This is a genomic window from Lapidilactobacillus wuchangensis, assembly GCF_003946645.1.
GTDB lineage: Bacteria > Bacillota > Bacilli > Lactobacillales > Lactobacillaceae > Lapidilactobacillus > Lapidilactobacillus wuchangensis.
In genome coordinates, this window is the sequence record NZ_RHOU01000002.1 from 202,849 (window position 1) to 221,347 (window position 18,499).

17 protein-coding genes and 1 tRNA gene are annotated in these 18,499 nt (G+C 41.8%); 9 read left to right on the plus strand and 9 right to left on the minus strand.

Annotated elements, in window-relative coordinates; translation table 11 throughout:
• Positions 1-140: 140 nt before the first annotated feature.
• The gene (gene galU / locus EKM82_RS02890; protein ID WP_125766819.1) at positions 141-1,055 is read left to right on the plus strand and encodes a UTP--glucose-1-phosphate uridylyltransferase GalU; all 915 of its coding nucleotides are present in this window, start codon (positions 141-143) and stop codon (positions 1,053-1,055) included.
• A 199-nt stretch (positions 1,056-1,254) separates the two neighbouring features.
• Here the strand turns inward: galU and EKM82_RS02895 are convergent, their stop codons facing one another.
• Positions 1,255-1,548 (minus strand): hypothetical protein, encoded by a 294-nt coding sequence (locus EKM82_RS02895; RefSeq protein WP_125766820.1) that lies wholly within the window; start codon positions 1,546-1,548, stop codon positions 1,255-1,257.
• A 245-nt stretch (positions 1,549-1,793) separates the two neighbouring features.
• Here EKM82_RS02895 and EKM82_RS02900 point away from each other — a divergent pair, with 245 nt between their 5' ends.
• The 4 genes from EKM82_RS02900 to EKM82_RS02915 are packed head-to-tail and all read left to right on the plus strand — an operon-like array spanning position 1,794 to position 6,428.
• Positions 1,794-2,972, plus strand: a complete 1,179-nt coding sequence (locus EKM82_RS02900) for a thiolase family protein (RefSeq protein ID WP_125766821.1) — start codon at positions 1,794-1,796, stop codon at positions 2,970-2,972.
• Complete coding sequence (locus EKM82_RS02905) at positions 2,972-4,243, plus strand: 3-hydroxy-3-methylglutaryl-CoA reductase (RefSeq protein ID WP_125766822.1); 1,272 nt, start codon at positions 2,972-2,974, stop codon at positions 4,241-4,243. Before EKM82_RS02900 ends, EKM82_RS02905 begins: the two co-directional genes overlap by 1 nt.
• 8 nt (positions 4,244-4,251) lie before the next feature.
• The gene (locus tag EKM82_RS02910) at positions 4,252-5,439 is read left to right on the plus strand and encodes a hydroxymethylglutaryl-CoA synthase (RefSeq protein ID WP_125766823.1); all 1,188 of its coding nucleotides are present in this window, start codon (positions 4,252-4,254) and stop codon (positions 5,437-5,439) included.
• Positions 5,436-6,428: an NAD(P)-dependent oxidoreductase gene (locus EKM82_RS02915; RefSeq protein ID WP_125766824.1), complete on the plus strand. Its 993-nt coding sequence runs from the start codon at positions 5,436-5,438 to the stop codon at positions 6,426-6,428. Before EKM82_RS02910 ends, EKM82_RS02915 begins: the two co-directional genes overlap by 4 nt.
• Positions 6,429-7,188: 760 nt before the next feature.
• Here EKM82_RS02915 and EKM82_RS02920 read toward each other — a convergent pair.
• Both EKM82_RS02920 and EKM82_RS02925 read right to left on the minus strand, forming a co-directional pair.
• The gene (locus tag EKM82_RS02920) at positions 7,189-8,583 is read right to left on the minus strand and encodes an FAD-binding oxidoreductase (RefSeq protein ID WP_125766825.1); all 1,395 of its coding nucleotides are present in this window, start codon (positions 8,581-8,583) and stop codon (positions 7,189-7,191) included.
• A gap of 236 nt (positions 8,584-8,819) precedes the next feature.
• A complete protein-coding gene (locus EKM82_RS02925) occupies positions 8,820-10,007 on the minus strand; it encodes an NADH-dependent flavin oxidoreductase (RefSeq protein WP_125766826.1) in 1,188 nt (395 codons plus the stop codon).
• Between the two features lie 279 nt (positions 10,008-10,286).
• Between EKM82_RS02925 and EKM82_RS02930 the strand changes: the two genes are divergently transcribed.
• Positions 10,287-10,670 (plus strand): winged helix-turn-helix transcriptional regulator, encoded by a 384-nt coding sequence (locus EKM82_RS02930; protein WP_125766827.1) that lies wholly within the window; start codon positions 10,287-10,289, stop codon positions 10,668-10,670.
• Positions 10,671-10,810: 140 nt separating this feature from the next.
• Here EKM82_RS02930 and EKM82_RS02935 read toward each other — a convergent pair whose 3' ends face one another.
• From EKM82_RS02935 to EKM82_RS02955, 5 genes are all read right to left on the minus strand, one after another.
• Entirely contained in the window at positions 10,811-11,740 is a 930-nt protein-coding gene (locus EKM82_RS02935) for a LacI family DNA-binding transcriptional regulator (protein ID WP_125766828.1), read from the minus strand.
• 29 nt (positions 11,741-11,769) lie between these two features.
• The gene (locus EKM82_RS02940; RefSeq protein ID WP_125766829.1) at positions 11,770-12,546 is read right to left on the minus strand and encodes a Cof-type HAD-IIB family hydrolase; all 777 of its coding nucleotides are present in this window, start codon (positions 12,544-12,546) and stop codon (positions 11,770-11,772) included.
• Positions 12,547-12,579: 33 nt separating this feature from the next.
• A complete protein-coding gene (locus EKM82_RS02945; protein ID WP_125766830.1) occupies positions 12,580-12,876 on the minus strand; it encodes a hypothetical protein in 297 nt (98 codons plus the stop codon).
• Positions 12,877-13,199: 323 nt separating this feature from the next.
• Positions 13,200-14,048: a metallophosphoesterase gene (locus tag EKM82_RS02950; RefSeq protein WP_125766831.1), complete on the minus strand. Its 849-nt coding sequence runs from the start codon at positions 14,046-14,048 to the stop codon at positions 13,200-13,202.
• 536 nt (positions 14,049-14,584) lie between these two features.
• Positions 14,585-14,658 (minus strand) — tRNA-Arg (locus tag EKM82_RS02955).
• Between the two features lie 186 nt (positions 14,659-14,844).
• Between EKM82_RS02955 and EKM82_RS02960 the strand changes: the two genes are divergently transcribed.
• Genes EKM82_RS02960 through EKM82_RS02970 form a run of 3 tightly spaced genes read left to right on the plus strand, consistent with a single transcriptional unit; the run spans position 14,845 to position 17,879 of the window.
• Entirely contained in the window at positions 14,845-15,582 is a 738-nt protein-coding gene (locus tag EKM82_RS02960) for a GntR family transcriptional regulator (protein WP_125766832.1), read from the plus strand.
• Positions 15,579-16,475 (plus strand): DUF7916 family protein, encoded by an 897-nt coding sequence (locus EKM82_RS02965; RefSeq protein ID WP_125766833.1) that lies wholly within the window; start codon positions 15,579-15,581, stop codon positions 16,473-16,475. Before EKM82_RS02960 ends, EKM82_RS02965 begins: the two co-directional genes overlap by 4 nt.
• A 45-nt stretch (positions 16,476-16,520) precedes the next feature.
• A complete protein-coding gene (locus EKM82_RS02970) occupies positions 16,521-17,879 on the plus strand; it encodes a PTS sugar transporter subunit IIC (protein WP_125766834.1) in 1,359 nt (452 codons plus the stop codon).
• A gap of 138 nt (positions 17,880-18,017) precedes the next feature.
• On the opposite strand, the gene EKM82_RS02975 is transcribed toward EKM82_RS02970, so the two are convergent.
• The gene (locus tag EKM82_RS02975; RefSeq protein WP_125766835.1) at positions 18,018-18,479 is read right to left on the minus strand and encodes a hypothetical protein; all 462 of its coding nucleotides are present in this window, start codon (positions 18,477-18,479) and stop codon (positions 18,018-18,020) included.
• Positions 18,480-18,499 lie beyond the last annotated feature (20 nt).

The window sequence follows — 18,499 nt, forward strand, 5'->3', positions numbered from 1 at the left end:
ATTCATTTTAAATTTGTTTGGTGTGGTGCTTGGCGCGAATAATTAACGATTTGAAAGAGTGGGTCATACCGCTGGTTTAAATCATTTTTAAAAGTCGCTGAAAGTGCTGCGCCAGACAGGTTATCTTAGGAGGTTTTTTGATGAAAGTTCGTAAAGCAGTCATTCCCGCAGCTGGCTTTGGGACCCGCTTCTTACCCGCAACGAAAGCAATGGCCAAGGAAATGTTACCAATTGTTGATAAACCAACGATCCAATTCATCGTTGAAGAAGCAAAGGCATCAGGTATTGAGGACATTTTAATTATTACGGGTAAAGGCAAGCGGCCAATCGAAGACCACTTTGATTCTGTACCTGAACTCGAACATGATTTAGCTGAAAAAGGGAAAACTAAATTATTAGAGTTGGTTCAAGAAACAACTAAAATGGGCGTTAATCTTTACTTCACCCGGCAATCTCATCCTAATGGATTAGGTGATGCGGTGCGCTTAGCGAAGTCATTTGTGGCTGACGAACCTTTCGTGGTCATGTTGGGCGATGACTTAATGCAGGATAAGGTACCTTTAACGAAACAATTAATTGAGGATTATCAAAAGACTCATGCTTCAACTTTAGCCGTGATGCAAGTGCCTAAGGATGAAGTTTCAGCTTATGGTGTGATTGATCCTGAAGGCGAAACCATGCCTGGCCTTTATAACGTGCGTCGTTTCGTGGAAAAGCCAAAAGTTGAAGAAGCACCAAGTAACTTAGCCATTATTGGCCGTTATTTATTAACACCAGAAATTTTTGATATTCTTGAAACCCAAAAACCAGGCGCTGGCAACGAAATTCAATTAACTGATGCCATCGATACCATGAACAAGACCCAACGTGTCTTTGCTCATGAGTTCAAGGGTCGTCGTTTTGATGTGGGAAATAAATTCGGTTATGTTAAAACCAGTATTGAATTTGGCCTGAATCATCCTGAAATCAAAGATGATTTGCGGAAGTTGATTATTGATCTTGGCGCTAAATTAGCCGCAGAGGATCAACAAAAAGCAGCCAAAAATAAAAAATAACCAGTGCTGAATTGCATTGATATTTAATGACTTAGTTCTGATTTAAGTGGCAGAAAAGCCAATATTCATTAGAGAATATTGGCTTTTTTGCTTGATTTGAAGAGTAATTTACCGATTTGATTTCGGCAACAATAAAAGCGATAAATAAAATAATAACTTATACTTTAGATAGGCAATAATTAATTGATATCAGGTATAATTAATGTAGCCAAGCTTGTTGATTGACCATCCGAAAACCAAAGACGGGCTGTTCTTGACCTTGATGACTAACAAAAATTGGTAATTGATAATAAGCTGGTTGATTTAATAAAAAGAGCAGTTCCCATTGTTGGAGCGTTTTGGTACCAGTGGTGGTAGTCAGTACGAGCTGTTGTTCTGGTTGCGTTTCTGGCTGGATAAATAACAGCGGCCAGTTTTGATCATCAGTGCGATAATAGAAGGTGGTCTTTTTACGTAAATCAGCAATTAATTGTAAGAAATCAATGACCAGCATGGGCTTGGCTCCTTTTTGAAATTTTATTAAGTTTGGCCATTATGCGCAGCGACCGCTGCCTTGATGTCGTATAATTTCTAGTAATTATTTTAGTTGCGGGATGATCAAAGTGGGGCACTTTTGGAATTGGTTCCTTATTAGCAGACACTTTGAACACGGTTGGCCAGCTTAAATAGACAAACATTTAGTGGTAAGTTATTCTATAGTTTAACAGTTTTTAGGTTTTGTGGTAAAGGAGTAGTTGTGTGGAACGAATTGTAATTGTTGCAGCAAAGCGAACGGCGATTGGTAAGTTTGGTGGTCAGTTCAGTCAGGTTGATGCCGTCGCTTTAGGTAAAGCTTGTTTACAGGGATTATTGGCAACTATTCCCCAAGCTAGCCAATTAGTGGAACAAGTTTGGTTGGGCAATGTTTTAGGTGCTGGTTTAGGACAAAATCCGGCGCGCCAGGTATTATTGCGCGCTGGTCTGCCAGTGACCGCCACCGCCACGACAATCAATGATGTTTGTGGTTCCAGCTTGAAAGCTTTGCGATTGGCTCAGATGAGTTTGCTATTAGGTGATGCCCAAGTAGTCGTAGCCGGTGGGATTGAAAATATGTCTCAGGCGCCGATTTTAGAAACCCGGCCGCCGCGCAAGGGACAACCGGTCACTACAACGAACAAAGTGGACAGTTTATTCCACGATGGCTTAACTGATAGTTTAACGGACCAAGCAATGGGCTTAGAAGTTGAAGCATTGGCTGCACAGAATCAAATCAGCCGTTTAGCTCAAGATAAGTTTGCCTTATGGTCACAAGAAAAAGCTGCCGCTGCCGAAACAGCTGGTTTATTCGTTGATGAAATTATTCCGGTGACCGTAGCGGGCCAAGTAATTGCTCATGATGAAACTATTCGCCGCAATACCTCATTAGCCAAATTAAGCCAGCTTCAGCCCGCTTTTCAGGCAGAGGGAACAATTACAGCGGGTAATGCTTCGCCAATCAATGACGGGGCAAGTATGCTCCTTTTGACGACGGCTACCTTTGCTCGTGAACACGATTGGCCAATTGAGGCTTATTTGGAAGAGTTCGCCGAATCTGGCGTTGCCTCACCAGAATTTGGGTTAGCTCCGATTACAGCCGTTAAGACCGTTCTTGAGAAGGCACACTTAACGATGGCCCAAATTGATGTGGTTGAGTTAAATGAAGCCTTTGCGGCACAAGCATTGGCTGTTCAAACAGCTTTGGCCATCCCTGATAGCAAATTAAATCCTTTGGGTGGTGCCATTGCTTTAGGGCATCCACTAGGCGCGACTGGCACCCGGATGATTGCAACTTTGCTGACTGCATTAAAAACGAACCAAGCAACCCATGGCTTGGCCACTTTATGTATTGGTGGCGGTCAAGGGATTGCTTGGCATTTAAGTCGTGAGGGCTTAGTCTAATGACAAAATTTTACGAATTAAGTCGACACCAGCGACTGCGACAATTAGTACAAACGGGTGCTTTAGCGCCGGAAAGCGCCGACTTTTTAGCGACTAAACCGGCTTTGGCCGATGAAATCTTAACGGCAATGACTGAAAATGATTTAGGCCAATTTGTTTTACCTTACGGCGTCGGCGCAAATTTCTTAATTGATGGTCAAGACTACTATGTGCCAATGGTTACTGAAGAACCATCAGTAGTTGCTGCAGCCAGTAATGGTGCCCAACGTGTTAAACAAGGGGGCGGCTTTAAAACTATTGCCGTCGAGCATTTGATTCTGGCCCAAATAATTTTAACAGCGGTGACTGATTTTGCTGATTTACAGCAGCGCCTGCAAAAAGTCGACCAGCAAATTTTCACAGTTGCGGCTCAGGCCCATCCCAGTATGGTCAAACGTGGCGGTGGCTTGCGGTCTTGGCAAGTGACCCCAGTTGGTGCTGACCAAGCTAAAATCAGTCTGTGGTTAGATCCGCAGGCTGCTTTTGGCGCTAATTTTGCTAATACCGTGGCTGAGAGCGTTGCGGAATACCTTCAGCAACAGATGTTAGTGGCTGACGAACAGGTTTTGGCAGCGATTTTAAGTAATTCTGGCGCTAAAATGTATGTTACCGTTCAAGCTGAAATTCCTTGGTCCGCTTTGGCGACCAGCACGTTATCTGGTGCGATTGTGGCCGCACGGATTGCCCAACTTAATCAATTCTCACAACAAGACGCTGAACGGGCTTGTACAGAAAATAAGGGCATTTTAAATGGTGTTTTTGCGGCTGCACTGGCGACTGGCAACGACTTGCGGGCAATTAGTGCGGCAACGACGGCCTGGTTAATTGAACGTCAGCAATTAGTGCTCAGTCAGTGGCAAAATTTGCCAGCTGATCGTCTGTTACGTGGTAAATTGACGATTCCTTTGCCAATTGGTCAAGTTGGCGGGGCCATCAACTCTTTACCAACAGCGATGATTAGTCAAGAGTTGTTACAGCAGCCAACAGTTGAACAACTGATGAGCATTATTGCCAGCGTCGGCTTAGCGAATAATTTGGCGGCGTTACGCTCGTTAGTCACTACAGGAATTCAAGCGGGTCACATGCGCTTGCAAGCAGCCAACTTGGCAATTTTAGCGGGGGCGCAACCGGCGGAAATCGAACTGTTAACCGCCTTACTCAATCAAGAACACAGACTTGATTTGGCTAAGGCCCAATTGATCTTACAACAATTACGACAACAAAAGAGGTAGAAATAGCTGTGGAAACAACCATAGGCATTGATAAAATCGGCTTTTATAGTCCAGAATATTATTTAGATCTCGCCGATTTGGCGGCGGCACGGCAGGTTGATCCCGCTAAGTATAAAATTGGCATTGGCCAGGATCAAATGGCCGTTTTACCACCAGACCAGGATATTGTGACCATGGCAGCCAATGCAGCTAGTCAAATTCTTGATCAAGCTGATCGGGAACAAATCGATTTACTGATTTTTGCCACGGAAAGTGGGATCGATCAGTCGAAAGCCGCGGCGCTTTATTTACAGGAATTACTAGCTGTTAATCACAAGGCTCGAGCTTTTGAGGTTAAGGAAGCTTGTTATGGGGCGACCGCTGGCTTGCAGATTGCTTATGATCACTTAGCCGCCCATCCTCAAAGTCAAAAAGTATTAGTGGTGGGAGCTGACGTGGCTCGGTATGGCTTGGCAACCGCTGGTGAAGTGACTCAAGGTGCTGGCGCTATTGCCCTTTTGATTACGCGACAGCCACGATTATTAGCTTTGCAACAACCAACTGCTTATTACAGTGAAGAAATCATGGACTTCTGGCGGCCGAATTATCGTGATACGGCCTTAGCTGATGGTAAATTTTCTACTGAGCAGTATTTACGCTTTTTAGCATTAACTTGGCAAGATTACCAAGCCAAGACAAACATGACTTTAGCCGATTTGACCGCCGTTTTATTCCACATTCCCTTTACTAAATTGGGTTTAAAAGGATTACGGCAAATGACTGCTGATTTAGCAGCCTCAGATAAAGACAATTACTTTGATTATTTCCAACAGGCAACGGTTTATAATCGTCAAGTTGGTAATTTATATACTGGTTCTTTATACTTAAGTTTACTTTCATTGCTTGATCAGCAACAGCTACCAGCTGGTGCGCGCCTGGGATTATACAGTTATGGTTCCGGCGCCGTGGCCGAATTTTTTACCGCATTAGTTCAGCCCGATTATCAACAACATCTCCAAGTGGCTGTTCATCAGCAGCAATTGGCGCAACGACAACGGCTAACGGTGGCGGAATATGAACAATTATTCCAGCAAACTGGCCTGACTGATGACCAAGATTATCAAATTGAACCGCAATCACCACAGGCTAAGTTTTATTTTGCTGGGCAGCATGATCAACGGCGAATTTATCAACGAAAGGAGCCCCTTCATTCATGAAAATAACAGCATATGGCGTCCGACCAGAGGAAAAACTTTGGTTACAACAGTTGGCAGAATCAGCAGGGTTTGAATTAGTACAAACGTCTGCTTGGTTAACGGCTGACAATGTGGCCTTGGCTCAGGGAAGCTGTGGCATTAGTGCTTTTCAAACCTTGCCTTATGACCAAGCCATCTTTGCACAAATGGCGGCTTTGCAGATTCCCGTCTTGGCTATTCGAAATGTTGGCACCGATAATATTGATCTAGCAAGTGCTGCTCACTATGGGATTCAGATTAGTAATGTGCCCAGCTATTCACCGGCAGCGATTGCTGAATTTGTGGTATTATCGGCGCTGGAATTATTGCGTCGAGTACCAGCCATGACCAAATTAGTCGCTCAGGACAAATTGGCCGCCGTTCAAATTTTAGTGGGTCGCGAATTAAACCAACAGACCGTGGGTGTTGTTGGTACGGGGCATATTGGCTTACTTGCCGCCAAAACTTTCCATAATTTTGGCGCTAAAGTCATTGCCTTTGATGCTTTTCCACGCGCTGACAAACCTGATTGGCTAAGTTATACTGCTGATTTGCCGACGCTATTAAAACAAAGTCAAATCGTGACCCTACATGTGCCTGGTATTAAGGCAAATGATCATTTATTAAATGCCGACACTTTGAAATTACTGCCGCAGGGTGCGGTGGTGATTAATACGGCTCGTGGTAATTTGATTGATACGGCGGCGTTATATGCTGCCTTGCAGTCGGATCAAATTGGTGGCGCAGCAATTGATACCTATGAATTTGAGGCGCAAATTGAGCGAGCCAGTGAACAGCAACAACCGATTACGGCACCTTATTATCATGAATTGGCTGCCTTAGACAATGTGCTTTTAACGCCCCATATTGCTTATCATACCGATGTCGCTGTTCAAAATATGGTGCAAGGCTCCGTGGCGAATATCTTAAATTATCAAAGTCACCAGCAGCTACTAAACCCAGTGAAATAGCGGCTAGTTGGGCGTCAATTAAGTCTTAAAGTGGTAAACCAAAATAATTAGCCGAAAAGCTTGCAACCGTTTTCAAACCGTGCTACTATAAGAATGTAAAGAGAAACAGATGCTAGCTAGTCACCAACAGAATTGTTGAACTAGCACCTGTGGAACTAATGATCATTAGTCAAGCGATACTCAACTAAGGCCAATGTTGAGTTTTGTACCAACAGTGAAGCAACAATCGATATATTGTTACTTTTGAACTTTTAGTATTAGGCGTCAGGTTTCAGAGAAGTAGAATGATTGTACGTTAACAGAACATGGATATGGTGTTTCGTTAAGAATTATTACTACAGTAATACCTTCAGAAAAGCTGAGTGAAAAGCAGAATTCTGAAAAACGTATCATGTGGAGGTGGATGTCTGAAAAACTTTCGGACAGCACGTTTCAACAAGGATCGATTTGATCGCGAGAAAAGATAGCCACAATTGTGGATAGCAGACAGTTTAACAGTAAGATGCGTTACGAACTGGTTCTTGTGACAATTGAATAGCATGAGGTGTTAAATATTAAGGATGTTACAATGTTGCATCTAGTTTCTCTTTACGCTTCAGAATGACCTAGCTGATACCGATTTATCAGTTAGGTCATTTTTGTGTCTCTAAATAATTAGCCATCAAAAAAGATTGCCGCGAATTTTAACAATACGCGGCAATCTTTTGATGTTTCTATGGTATTAAGAATGGTATTAAAAGAACTTATCGCTGATTAATTATTAATTAATTTTGCGTTTTGGATTCAAAATATTCAAGGGATCTAATAAGGCTTTGATTTGATGTTGTAAGTAATCAACATTGTCACCTAGTTCTTCGTTGTTCCATTGATTCTTCAACATGCCCACAGCGTGCTCGCCAGAAATAGTGCCGCCTAGCTCAAGGGTCTTATGAAACATTAAGCGCAATGCTTGATTGACGTTGGCTGGGACTTCTTTGATTTCCTCCGGCCAAACAATCGTGGGATGGACATTACCATCGCCGGCATGACCAGCAGTGAAGATTTTCAGGCCTAATTTTTGAGCGACTTCTTGAATGTAATCCATCATTGGTGCCAATTGTGACAGTGGTAAGGCCATATCCTCCATAATATGGTTCTGGCCAGCAAAGACAGCGGGCAACATATCACGACGTAATTGTAACAATTGTGCTTGCTTGGTTGGATCATCTGTTAACTGAACATCACGAGCTTGATAGTCTGTTAATAACTTTTTCAAGACTTGAATGGCTTCAGGCGAACTACTATCAATTTTGAAAATTAACATGGCGCCACTTTGCTGAGCGTAATTGGTCTTTTCATAATGATCAAGGGCGATGACGGTCTTATTATCCAGCGCTTCGAGCATGCTAGGATAGACGCCGGAAATCCGAATGGCGGCCACCGCTTTAGCCAAAGCAGTCATGTTTTCAAAGAAAGCAATCCCAGCCAATGGTTTGCCTAAAGGAATCGGCAATAATTTCACGGTAATTTCGGTAATAATGCCTAAGGTGCCTTCCGAACCAACAAATAGTTGAGTCAGATCGTAGCCGAATGCTTGCTTTAGTGTGCGACCACCTAGCTTTAATTCTCGGCCATCAGCTAAAATAACCTTCAAACCTAAAACATTGTCTTTAGTGGCGCCGTACTTGACCGTACTCATGCCGCCAGCATTGGTGGCCACGTTACCACCAATCCCAGAAATTTTCTTGGAGCCAGGATCCGGTGCATAAAACATTCCTTGTTGACGGGCAGCCGCATCCAAATCGGCATTGATCACGCCCGGCTGGACAACTGCTAAGGAATCAGCTTTACTAATTTCCAAAATTTGATTCATTTTCTTGGTTGATAAAATAATCGCACCATTTAAACCGTCAGCGCCAATCACCGTACTAGTAAATTGGTTTTGGGTGATGACTGGTAAATGGAATTTTCGAGCAGTGGCTAAAACGCCTTGAATATCCGCAGTGCTTTTCGCGGCGACGAAAGCCAAAGCCACGCCACTGTCAGCGTCAGTTAAATTGGGGCTGAATGAAGTGGCCTGTAGTGTTTTAGCATCAGTCGCCACCTTGCCATCAGGAACTTGGGTCTTTAAGTAATCGATTATTTGATCTTGATCATATGCAGTGAAAACTGTCATTATTATTGCGCTTCCTTATCATGAACGACTTTCTTTTTACTAGTTAAAAGTCCTTGCGATTATTTTAGCACGATCAATCAGATAATGCTGTCGATAAGGTACACAAATTAAAAATCCAGTGTGTGCCGGACATTGGCTCATTAGTTCCTAGTGGGAAATGGTGAATGGGCGATGAAAATCACTGACCAACTTTCTGCAGCAGCAATTGATGAGAGAATTGGCTTAGTTAGTCATTTTTAAAGCTTCTTTTCAAAGCCTTCCATTGGTGCGACTTGATTTTGATAATTGAGGGCTTTTTCTGAGTCATTGGTAAAGTGCATCACAGTTTTGAAAGCAGTTTTTAAATAGGTTTGCATCACTGCGGGAATGGCTAATTCAGTTAAGTCGCTTGGACTAACTGTGGTACGAATGCTGGCTTCGTCGTTGGTCAAGACTTTTTGGACCCATTGTGGTTCTCGCAGTAGCTCACGACCTAATGCAACTAAATCAGCACCGCCAGCAAGCACTTCGTCAGCCATTGCTGGTTTTTCAACTGAACCAATACCAATGAGTGGAATTTTATGATCAATAACTTGGGCAAATTGTTTTAAAATTGGCGTTTGATCTTTTTTGTCATTTAAAGAAGTGCGCTGATAACTGCCCATCGAAAGATGTAGATAGTCGACCTTATCTTTAATTTCCTGGGCAAAGGCTAAGGAGTCATTTAAACGAATTCCTGGTGTTTCAATCTCTTCAGGTGACAGTCGATAACCTAAAATAAATGGTCGTTGGGCATATTTAGCGATGATCCGTTGTACTTCGGCAATGACGGCAAGGGGAAAATGCAGCCGCTTAGCGAAAGAACCACCCCAATCATCGGTCCGCTGATTAGAATTTGGAGAAAAGAACTGCTGTAGTAAATAAGTATTGGCGCCATGCAATTCAACGCCATCAAAACCAGCCAGAATGGCCCGTTTAGTTGCAAGCCCAAAATCGGTGATCAGTTGGTCAATTTCAGAACTGGTCAAGGCCACGGGCTGTTCAGAATCGGCAGGGTAGCTTGCCTTAATTGCACTAGCACTGACAGGTTGTTGACCACGAAGGATTTTCGTGTTGGCTTTTCGGCCAGCATGGAAAATTTGGAGAATGGCTTTAGCACCGTCTTTTTTGATGGTACTAGCTAATTGGGTTAAACCAGGAATCATTTCGTCGCTGGCGACTGACAGTTCACCTTCGAATCCTTTACCACCAGCTTGAACGTAGGCGACTGCGGTGATAATCATCCCAGGACCACCGGCGCGAGCCGCGTAGTATTTTAATTCATCGCCAGACACCATGCCATTGTAAAAACTGGACATGGTTGTCATTGGTGCCATGACAATTCGGTTCTTTAATTGCAACCCGTTTTGAAACTGTAACGAATTCAGAAATTGATAGTTCTTCATATTGAACACTCCTTTAATTAGTTGGCTTCAGGTCGATTTCTAACGACGATTCATTTTTTAATTGATGTTGCTCCGTGGACGTAGTTAAGCAATTCAATCAATGAAATTGTGCTAGCTAGCGGCCTGAACCTGATTATCCGCGGCGCTGATTAAATTAGGCGGGTATCAGTTGAACCGTTGATGAAAACTAGTATATAATGGTTACTATCAAAAAGTAAGTACGCACTTAAAAGTGGCCTAGCTACTTTTAGGATACTAATGTGATAGGTGGTCGTTTTTATGAGTAAAATTTATCAACTTGGTGTTGAAGCAACGTTAGATGTGATTGGTGGCAAATGGAAGCCGATTATTCTTTGCCATTTAGGTAGTGGTCCCCAACGAACCGGAGAATTGCGCCGGCTAATTCCCAAGGTGACGCCGAAAATGTTGACCCAGCAATTACGTGAACTTGAGCAGGACCAAATTATTCATCGTGAGGTTTATCAGCAGGTACCGCCGAAAGTTGTATACTCGCTAACTGATGAAGGAAAAAGCCTGCGCGACGTTTTGGTAATCATGTCCATTTGGGGTGAACAGCGGGTTCGGCAAGCACAAAAATCCGGCGTTGATGTGCAATTAATTAAAAAAGAGTTCAATGGTTTTACAAAAATGAAAGTAGAATAAGGTCGAAATTTATTTTTTTACCTGAAAACAACAAAAAGCACGTTGACCAATTTTTCAGGTTAACGTGCTTTAACAAAATCGATAACGAGCTGGGTTAAGTTCATCTAAATCTAGCCAGCGAATTTCCCAGTTGGACTGGCTTAACTGCGCGCAATAAATTTATGGGGGATCATCACTTTATTCTGGCGGCCTTGTTTAAATAAATCAAAGGCTTGTTGACCGCATTGTTCTGGGTGCTGGTCAATTGAGGAGAAGTGCAAGAATTTACCAATCAACAAATTATCTTGACTGACGATCAAGGGCGGCTTTTTTGCCGAATAGCCTTCAATAATGCCGGCCGCAATTTCGTCACCATTTGCTAAGATGCCATTGATTTCTGGTTGCTGTTGAAAATACTTAGCGGCTTGTTGACCGTCTTGCTCGGTGGTGCAATCACGCACCACATGAGTTAGTTTGAAGTGAGGTAGTTCTTGTTGGGCGATTTTTAAGGTTAGCTGGGTGCTGGGACTAATTTGTTCACTGCGACCTACTGTAATGCCAATTTGGTGGCAATGATGGTCTTTAAAATAACTGAATGCTTGCAGTAGCGCAGCCGAGCGATCTAAATAAGCACAAGGCACATTGGCCTCAGCCACATATTCGCAGAAAATTAAGGGACCATATTTCTCATAAGCTAAAATTGTTTTCAGTGGATTGGCTTTAGAAGTAATAATTAGCCCGTCATAAGCCTTGGCCGAGAACTCCTCCAAGTAGGCTAACTCCACTTGTTTATTGTAATTAGTCGGTAAAAGTGTGACTTTATAACCAAATTCAAAAGCCCGCGCCATAATGCCGTTCGTCATTTTTTCGAAAAAAGGATTATCAACATAGGGAATAATGACGCCAATATTGCGACTGGCACCGCGACTCAGGTTTTGAGCTAATTGATTGGGCCGATAATCTAATTCCGCCATGACTTGGAGGATTTTCGCCCGCTTTTCAGCGCTGACGTAGGGATGATGATTTAAAACTCGTGAAATCGTCGAAGTTGAATAGCCGGTTTTTTGCGCAATTTCTCGGATCGTTACCATGATTTTGCCTCGCTTCAGTGATGAACCGTCTAAATTAATTGCAGTTGTTGTAACGCTTGATAAATGCCGTCGTGTTCATTATCGGCGGTCACTAAATTTGCCACTTGTTTGATTTGTGGTGAGGCATTGCCCATGGCGACGCCCACACCAACGTCCTGAATCATTTCTAAATCATTTAGCGCATCACCAAAAGCAATGGTGTCTGCTGGGGCGATTCCGGCATGTTTGGCCACTGCCATGATCGTTTCAGCCTTAGAACCGTCGCGAGGAATCACGTCAACGCAGTAAGGATGCCAACGTACGAATTTGAAAGCTGGAAATTCCGCGGTAAAAGTTGCGTCCATGCTGGCATCAAAAAAGGCTAAGGCTTGATAAATGTCGTGCTGTTCGGCGAAATGAGCCTCAAAATCAGGCAGGGATTTGCCAAAGGAAGTCATGGCAGTAGCCATTTTTTTAGGAGCAAAATTCGTGAGTCGCTTGATTTCATGAAGGGTTAGCACAGCCAGATCAATTTTCAAAGCGCGGGCGCGATTGATTAAATGATCAAGCACCTGGGGATTCAAATTTTCTTTGACAATTTGTTGATCATCAACAAAAGCAGCAGCGCCATTGCAAACAATGTAGTTTTTGAGTTGCGTTTCCGCGAGAATATCTTCAATGTATAACAAAGTGCGTCCCGTGGCGATGGTTACTAGATGACCTTGTTGTTCCAGAAGGCGCAAGGCTGTCAATGTGTTTGGTAAGGGATGCTTTTGATCGTCTAATAAAGTACCGTCTAAATCAAATGCAATTAATTTTCGTGTCATATTTATTTGTCTTCCTAATCAAATCAGTATTGTTTAATTGTGGGCTAATTGTGTGGTGTGCTGGCGCAAATATCGTTTTAAATAAGGAATCACGCCAGTACCATAATCCACAAAGGTATATAAAATTTTATCATAGCTTAAGCTGTATTTGGTAGTCCAAAATTGCGGCTGAACCGGTTCCTCAGTCAGCTCGGTTAAGGGCAGCCGACAGTTGAGTAAGCGCTGATTTCGCTCGGAGTTCAGTAACACCAATGAATCACTAGTGAAACTAACGTTAGCATAGTAGTAATCCAAGCCGAATTGATCAGTTATTTCAATCACTGTATTCATTTGAAAACCTCCATCATTTAGCCTGTGGTTACAGACCACATTGTTAGAACTTGACCACAGTATAAAGTATGAAACGCCTCCCAGAGCAAGTATTAATTTGGGATTAATTTTAATGCCGATTATCATTTTCGATTTTAGTTAAGTAATTGCTGTCTGATGCCATTTATTAGAGAGATTCGCGACAATTTTAGAAGATCCGCTCCAATCAATCAGTCGCAATTGTGCAGAAGAGTTTTGCAGGCCATGAAAAAAGTTCTGAACAAATTCGGCTGAATTGTTCAGAACTTTTTTGTCGTTAGGATCAATTTTTTTGAAGAACGAGCTCAGTTTGCTGGCGCAATAAAACAGTAAAATCGGCTCTGACTGCCATAATCCCACCAAAGACTGCCGTGGTCTAAACGCTCATGGATGCGCTCTGGTTCAAAGTTGCGTTGTTGCCACCAATGACGAACATGCTGTTGTGCTTGCGTGAGAGAAGGGTAGTAGCCTAAATGTTCAACTTGATGTTGACCTTGATCGCACCAAATAACTTCCCATTGATTTGCAACGTTTACCGGCAGACTTTTGAAAGTGTGTTGGAAACCGTGTTGATAAATTTCTGCTAAATCCATTTGCAGATTTGCCGCGCTAAAAGCAGTTTGTTCACGCTGCTCCACGAGTGCCAGCACTTGATCTATACTAATTGGCCGATAGTTGATCAAATCAGCACCAACATTAACCGCCCTTGGCCCTAACGTCGTTTCGAAATAAGCTTGCCTAGTATCGTGAACATGACCATAGAGATGAATGGCATTCTGAAAATACTTATCCCATTCGAGAATCGGGTAATGAAACAGAATAAATTTGATTTTGTGATATTTTAAAGTCGCATAATCCTTGATCCATGAATATTGTGAGGTATCAAATGCAGGATCTTTCAAATAGCTTTCATGATTACCTCGAACTAAATATTTTTTGCCATGTAATTGTTCCAGAATTTGATTGGCCTGTTGCGCTGTACCGCGGTATAGGAAATCACCAAGAATATAAACTTCATCTTTAGGATTCTTCACCACTTGATTCCAATTGGCAATTAAAGCCTGATTCATTTGAGTCACATTAGCAAAAGGCCGATGATTAAAAGCAATCACGCCTTCATGGCAAAAATTCGTGTCAGCGATAAAATATTGCATGTTATGTCACTTCTTTCTGAAATAAAATTAATTTTAAGCATAATCGCCGAATAATCAGCTTTAGTAGTTAAGAAAAGTGTCTGATAATTATCAAAAAATATTATTCAGTGGGGTATCGAATTGGTTTAGACGTTGGGATTGCATCAACTGGTTACGCAGTTTTACAAACAGATAAATTTGGCAATCCATATAAAATTTTAACATTAAATTCAGTAATTTATCCACAGGCAGAAAATCCTAAAAATGGTGCTTCTTTAGCCGAACCTAGAAGATTTAGATGGATTAGAAGTGAGGCCTCACTTCCAACCCCCTCTTTTAGCTGAAAACTGAGGGATTCAATAGTAATTTGGACCCTAGTTTACTAGGGGGCCAGTAAAGCTCTAATCGGAGATGGATTTATTCCATCTCCGATTATCTTTTTCTCGAAAATATAAAAATAGCCTGTTTAACAAGCACATTTTTTGCATTGCTTGTCGATCAGGCTATTTATCTCGTTGTTATAATCAGTTAGTTAGTGACGCTGACGATTTTTTAAATGCGACAGAAGAGATTCGAACTCTTTACCTACGGCTTAGGAGGCCGTCGCTCTATCCACGTGAGCTACTATCGCGTTAATAAATTAATTATACGGATTTTAGCTTGATTCTGCAATGACCGTTTGTCCTCACTTAATAAAACAAGAATTATGACCGACAATATTTCATAATATGATAATGCTTATTTGAAATATGACTTTACATATATCGAGTGAACTATTATACTTGATTTGTAAACGTTTGCAGTTAGGAGGCAGTTAATGCCTAAATATGAAGAGATCTCTCAAGAATTGATTGCTCGAATTAAATCTGGTCGCTATCCAGTAACTCAGCCTTTACCAAGACAAAGTGATTTAGCCACTGAATTTGAAACCAGTCGAATGACGATTCAACAGGCGCTTAAAATTTTGGTGGATGCTGGATATTTGTATAGTATCCGTGGTTCTGGTACGTATATTCGTCAAAGTGCTTTACAAATTTCTAAATTGGATACATTGGCTAACGAATATCATGGAGCAACTTATCGATTGCGTAATCAGGGGCAAGTAACCAGTAAAATTTTACGATTTGATACGCGGTTTCCTGATAAAAATGAGCAGGATAATTTATTGATCAAGGAAACTGACCCAGTTTATGATATTTGTCGGGTTCGCTATTTGAATAAAGTGCCTTATGCGATTGAATATACTGTGATGCCCTTTAAAGCGGTCCCTGGAATTACTCGGGATGTTTTATTAAAGTCAATTTACAGTTATATTGAACAGCATTTTGGCAGGCAGATTGGTTCGTCTTATCGAATTGTTCGTGCAGATAAGGCAACCGCAGTTGATCAAAAGGAACTTGATCTGGGCCAGTGTGATCCGATTTTGGAAGTTAGCCAGGTTGTTTATTTTGAAGATGGTACGCCTTTTGAGTTATCACGGTCACGTCATCCCTATACGCAAGGTAATGTTATTATTGTGAATCAAAAAAAGACAAAAGGAAAAATCAGAAAATGAAACGATTATTAGGCAGTGATGCCTCAACAGTTCTTAAATTGACAGCACCAGAGTTGAAACAAGCAATTCAAGCTTCTGAAGGGCGGATTATTTGTACAGAAACAGTCGCCACCCATTCACCATTAATTGATGATCTTTCTAATGCTGAAGTTGCGGTTGCGTACGGGTCTAATTTGATTTTATTAAATGGGTTTGATGTCTTTCATCCTGAAATTAAAGGTGTTGGTACTGGCGCGAATGTGGTGACTCAGTTACGCGAATTAGTTGGTCGGCCAGTTGGCATCAACTTAGAACCAATCGATACTCAGGTCAATATGTTAGAAGACCGTGATCAAATTGCTGTCGGAAGAACTTGTACCATGGCAACGATTAAGGCGGCTGGTGAATTGGGTGTCGATTTTATTTGTCTGACTGGCAATCCCGGGACTGGTGTGTCAACTGAACAGATTTATCAAAGTATTGCTTTAGTAAAGGCTAATTTCCAAGGATTAATCATTGCCGGAAAAATGCACGGTGGTGGTGCTAATGAAGCGGTTATTCCTGAAGACGAGATTTTACAAGGCTTTGTAGCTCAAGGTGCCGATATCGTCTTAATGCCAGCTGTGGGTACAGTACCTGGTTTAACGGAAGCAATGGCTTATCGTAAAGTTCAATTAGTTCACCAAGCGGGTGCATTAGCGTTGTCCGCCATTGGTACTAGTCAAGAAGGTGCTGATCGAGCGACAATTCGGGAAATTGCTTTGACTAATAAACGTTGCGGCTTTGATATTCAGCATTTAGGTGATGCTGGTTTTAGTGGCGTGGCTTTGGTTGAGAACATTTATCAAATGTCGTTAACCATTCGTGGCCTGCGTCATACGATTTCAACAATTGCACGTTCAATCAAGCGTTAAAGGGTTTAATGAAGTTTTATTTAGGGGATAAATGGAGGTTTTATTATGCAAGCAATTATGAATTGGCTTGAAAAATATGTTGTGCCAATTGCAACTAAAATTGGTTCAATCAAATGGCTAATGGCGTTGCGTGATGGTTTTATCGCCACAATGCCAATTACCATGGCTGGCTCATTGTCAACATTATTAAATGCTTTATTACAGACTTACCCAGAACAATGGGGTTGGACCGGATTTGTTAACGCGGTTCAACCAATCATCACAATCGATGGTACTGTTTGGAACGGTTCACTTGCTATTTTCTCAATTTATTTTGCCTCAATGTGGGGTTATCATTTAGCTCATAATTATGGTGTTGATGGTTTATCTGGTTCATTATTATCAGTTGCCGCCTTCTTTATGAGTATCAACAATACCAGTATGGTCAGTCTGACTAAGGGCATTTCGAAGTCGGCTGTTAAAGTTTTAAATGATTCTGGCGCCGTTGCCACTAATAATTCAGTGACTGTTAATGGTGTCTTCGCCATGGGTCAACTGAACTCAGCTAATTTATTTACAGCGATGATTTTCGGTGCCATTGCTGTTTCAATTTATATTTGGTTAATGAAGAAAGATTTAACGATTAAAATGCCTGACAGTGTGCCACCTGCTGTTTCTAAAGCATTTGCAGCATTGATTCCTGGGATGATCTCGATGTATGCTGTTTCAATTATTAACTTCCTCTTCACTAAGATGACTGGTGCGTTCTTTGGCGATTGGTTGGCCAAGACGATCCAAGCACCATTAATGAAAGCTGGACAAGGGTTTGGCATGGTCATCTTAGTTACGTTCTTAGTTCAAATTTTCTGGTTCTTCGGGATTCATGGTTCTAACGTTTTAGGCCCAGTTCTTGAATCAATTTGGACACCAGCACAAAACTTAAATATTGAAGCAATGAAGAATCATGCGAAGATTCCTTATCAATGGGTTCGTGGTTCATTTGATATTTACGCATGGTTTGGTGGTGCCGGTGGTACGGTGTTATTAATTGTTGCGATTTTAGCTTTCTCTAAACGTAGTGATGAAAAAGCTGTTGCTAAATTAGCATTAGCACCAGGACTATTTAACATCAACGAACCAATTATGTTTGGTTTGCCAGTTGTTTTAAATGCCATTTACTTTATTCCGTTTATTGTGGCACCAGTTGTCGATGTCACGATTGCCTACTTCATTACTCAGGCTGGTTGGGTCAGTCCAGTTCAGGTCGCTGTACCTTGGATTACGCCACCAGTACTATATGCCTTCTTAGCAACAAACTTTGATTGGCGCGCAACTTTACTTTCAATTTTTACCATGGTCATTGCCTTCATGATTTGGTTACCATTTGTTAAGGCTTCCAGTAAAATTAAAGTTGATGACGAGTAATCAGCAGTATTCTTAATGGGTCCAATTGTTGGCCAAACTAAAAATATGGTCGGGTCTTAGCAGGCAGATAACTGTTGAGACGTTAAAAAGCGTTCGGTAAATTTTACCGGACGCTTTTTTTAATGATTTAACTGTTGGTTAGCGTTGTTCAGGATCAATGCTTAAGATGTCATAAGCCAAGTAAGAGCCAATGGCCGTCGAGATAAACATCACCACAATTGGCCAACCAAGCGAACTTTGAATAATGATGTTGCGTGGCAGTAGCCAATGAATAAAGAAAATCCCGGCAATGCTCAAAATGAAATCAAGAATCAAATTGAAGGCCACTAAAACTTTTCCGTTATCAATCAGGAAAAACTTGCCAAAATGAGCAACCCAAGATTTTGGATCTTGGAGCACTAGCAAACCTAAAGGGCGTTGAATGATAATCTTTAGCGCCATCATGATCCCAGCGCCAACAAGGCCGCCGACACCTAAGCGCCACCAATTATCCCAATGTTGGACTAACGCATCGTAAGCGGAACTAATCATAAAGATGGCCGTGAAATAAGGAACCACGAAAAAGAAAAAATAAGTAACGTTTAATTTAAAACGAGACATGAAATAACCTCACTTCTGGA

Excerpts from the sequence above, each read along its gene's own strand:
- EKM82_RS02925 (WP_125766826.1), bottom strand. The coding sequence starts at position 10,007 with ATGAAGAACTATCAATTTCTGAATTCGTTACAGTTTCAAAACGGGTTG.
- EKM82_RS02930 (WP_125766827.1), top strand. The coding sequence starts at position 10,287 with ATGAGTAAAATTTATCAACTTGGTGTTGAAGCAACGTTAGATGTGATT.
- EKM82_RS02920 (WP_125766825.1), bottom strand. The coding sequence starts at position 8,583 with ATGACAGTTTTCACTGCATATGATCAAGATCAAATAATCGATTACTTA.
- EKM82_RS02915 (WP_125766824.1), top strand. The coding sequence starts at position 5,436 with ATGAAAATAACAGCATATGGCGTCCGACCAGAGGAAAAACTTTGGTTA.
- galU (WP_125766819.1), top strand. The coding sequence starts at position 141 with ATGAAAGTTCGTAAAGCAGTCATTCCCGCAGCTGGCTTTGGGACCCGC.
- EKM82_RS02940 (WP_125766829.1), bottom strand. The coding sequence starts at position 12,546 with ATGACACGAAAATTAATTGCATTTGATTTAGACGGTACTTTATTAGAC.
- EKM82_RS02945 (WP_125766830.1), bottom strand. The coding sequence starts at position 12,876 with ATGAATACAGTGATTGAAATAACTGATCAATTCGGCTTGGATTACTAC.
- EKM82_RS02950 (WP_125766831.1), bottom strand. The coding sequence starts at position 14,048 with ATGCAATATTTTATCGCTGACACGAATTTTTGCCATGAAGGCGTGATT.
- EKM82_RS02975 (WP_125766835.1), bottom strand. The coding sequence starts at position 18,479 with ATGTCTCGTTTTAAATTAAACGTTACTTATTTTTTCTTTTTCGTGGTT.
- EKM82_RS02905 (WP_125766822.1), top strand. The coding sequence starts at position 2,972 with ATGACAAAATTTTACGAATTAAGTCGACACCAGCGACTGCGACAATTA.
- EKM82_RS02935 (WP_125766828.1), bottom strand. The coding sequence starts at position 11,740 with ATGGTAACGATCCGAGAAATTGCGCAAAAAACCGGCTATTCAACTTCG.
- EKM82_RS02965 (WP_125766833.1), top strand. The coding sequence starts at position 15,579 with ATGAAACGATTATTAGGCAGTGATGCCTCAACAGTTCTTAAATTGACA.
- EKM82_RS02895 (WP_125766820.1), bottom strand. The coding sequence starts at position 1,548 with ATGCTGGTCATTGATTTCTTACAATTAATTGCTGATTTACGTAAAAAG.
- EKM82_RS02970 (WP_125766834.1), top strand. The coding sequence starts at position 16,521 with ATGCAAGCAATTATGAATTGGCTTGAAAAATATGTTGTGCCAATTGCA.
- EKM82_RS02960 (WP_125766832.1), top strand. The coding sequence starts at position 14,845 with ATGCCTAAATATGAAGAGATCTCTCAAGAATTGATTGCTCGAATTAAA.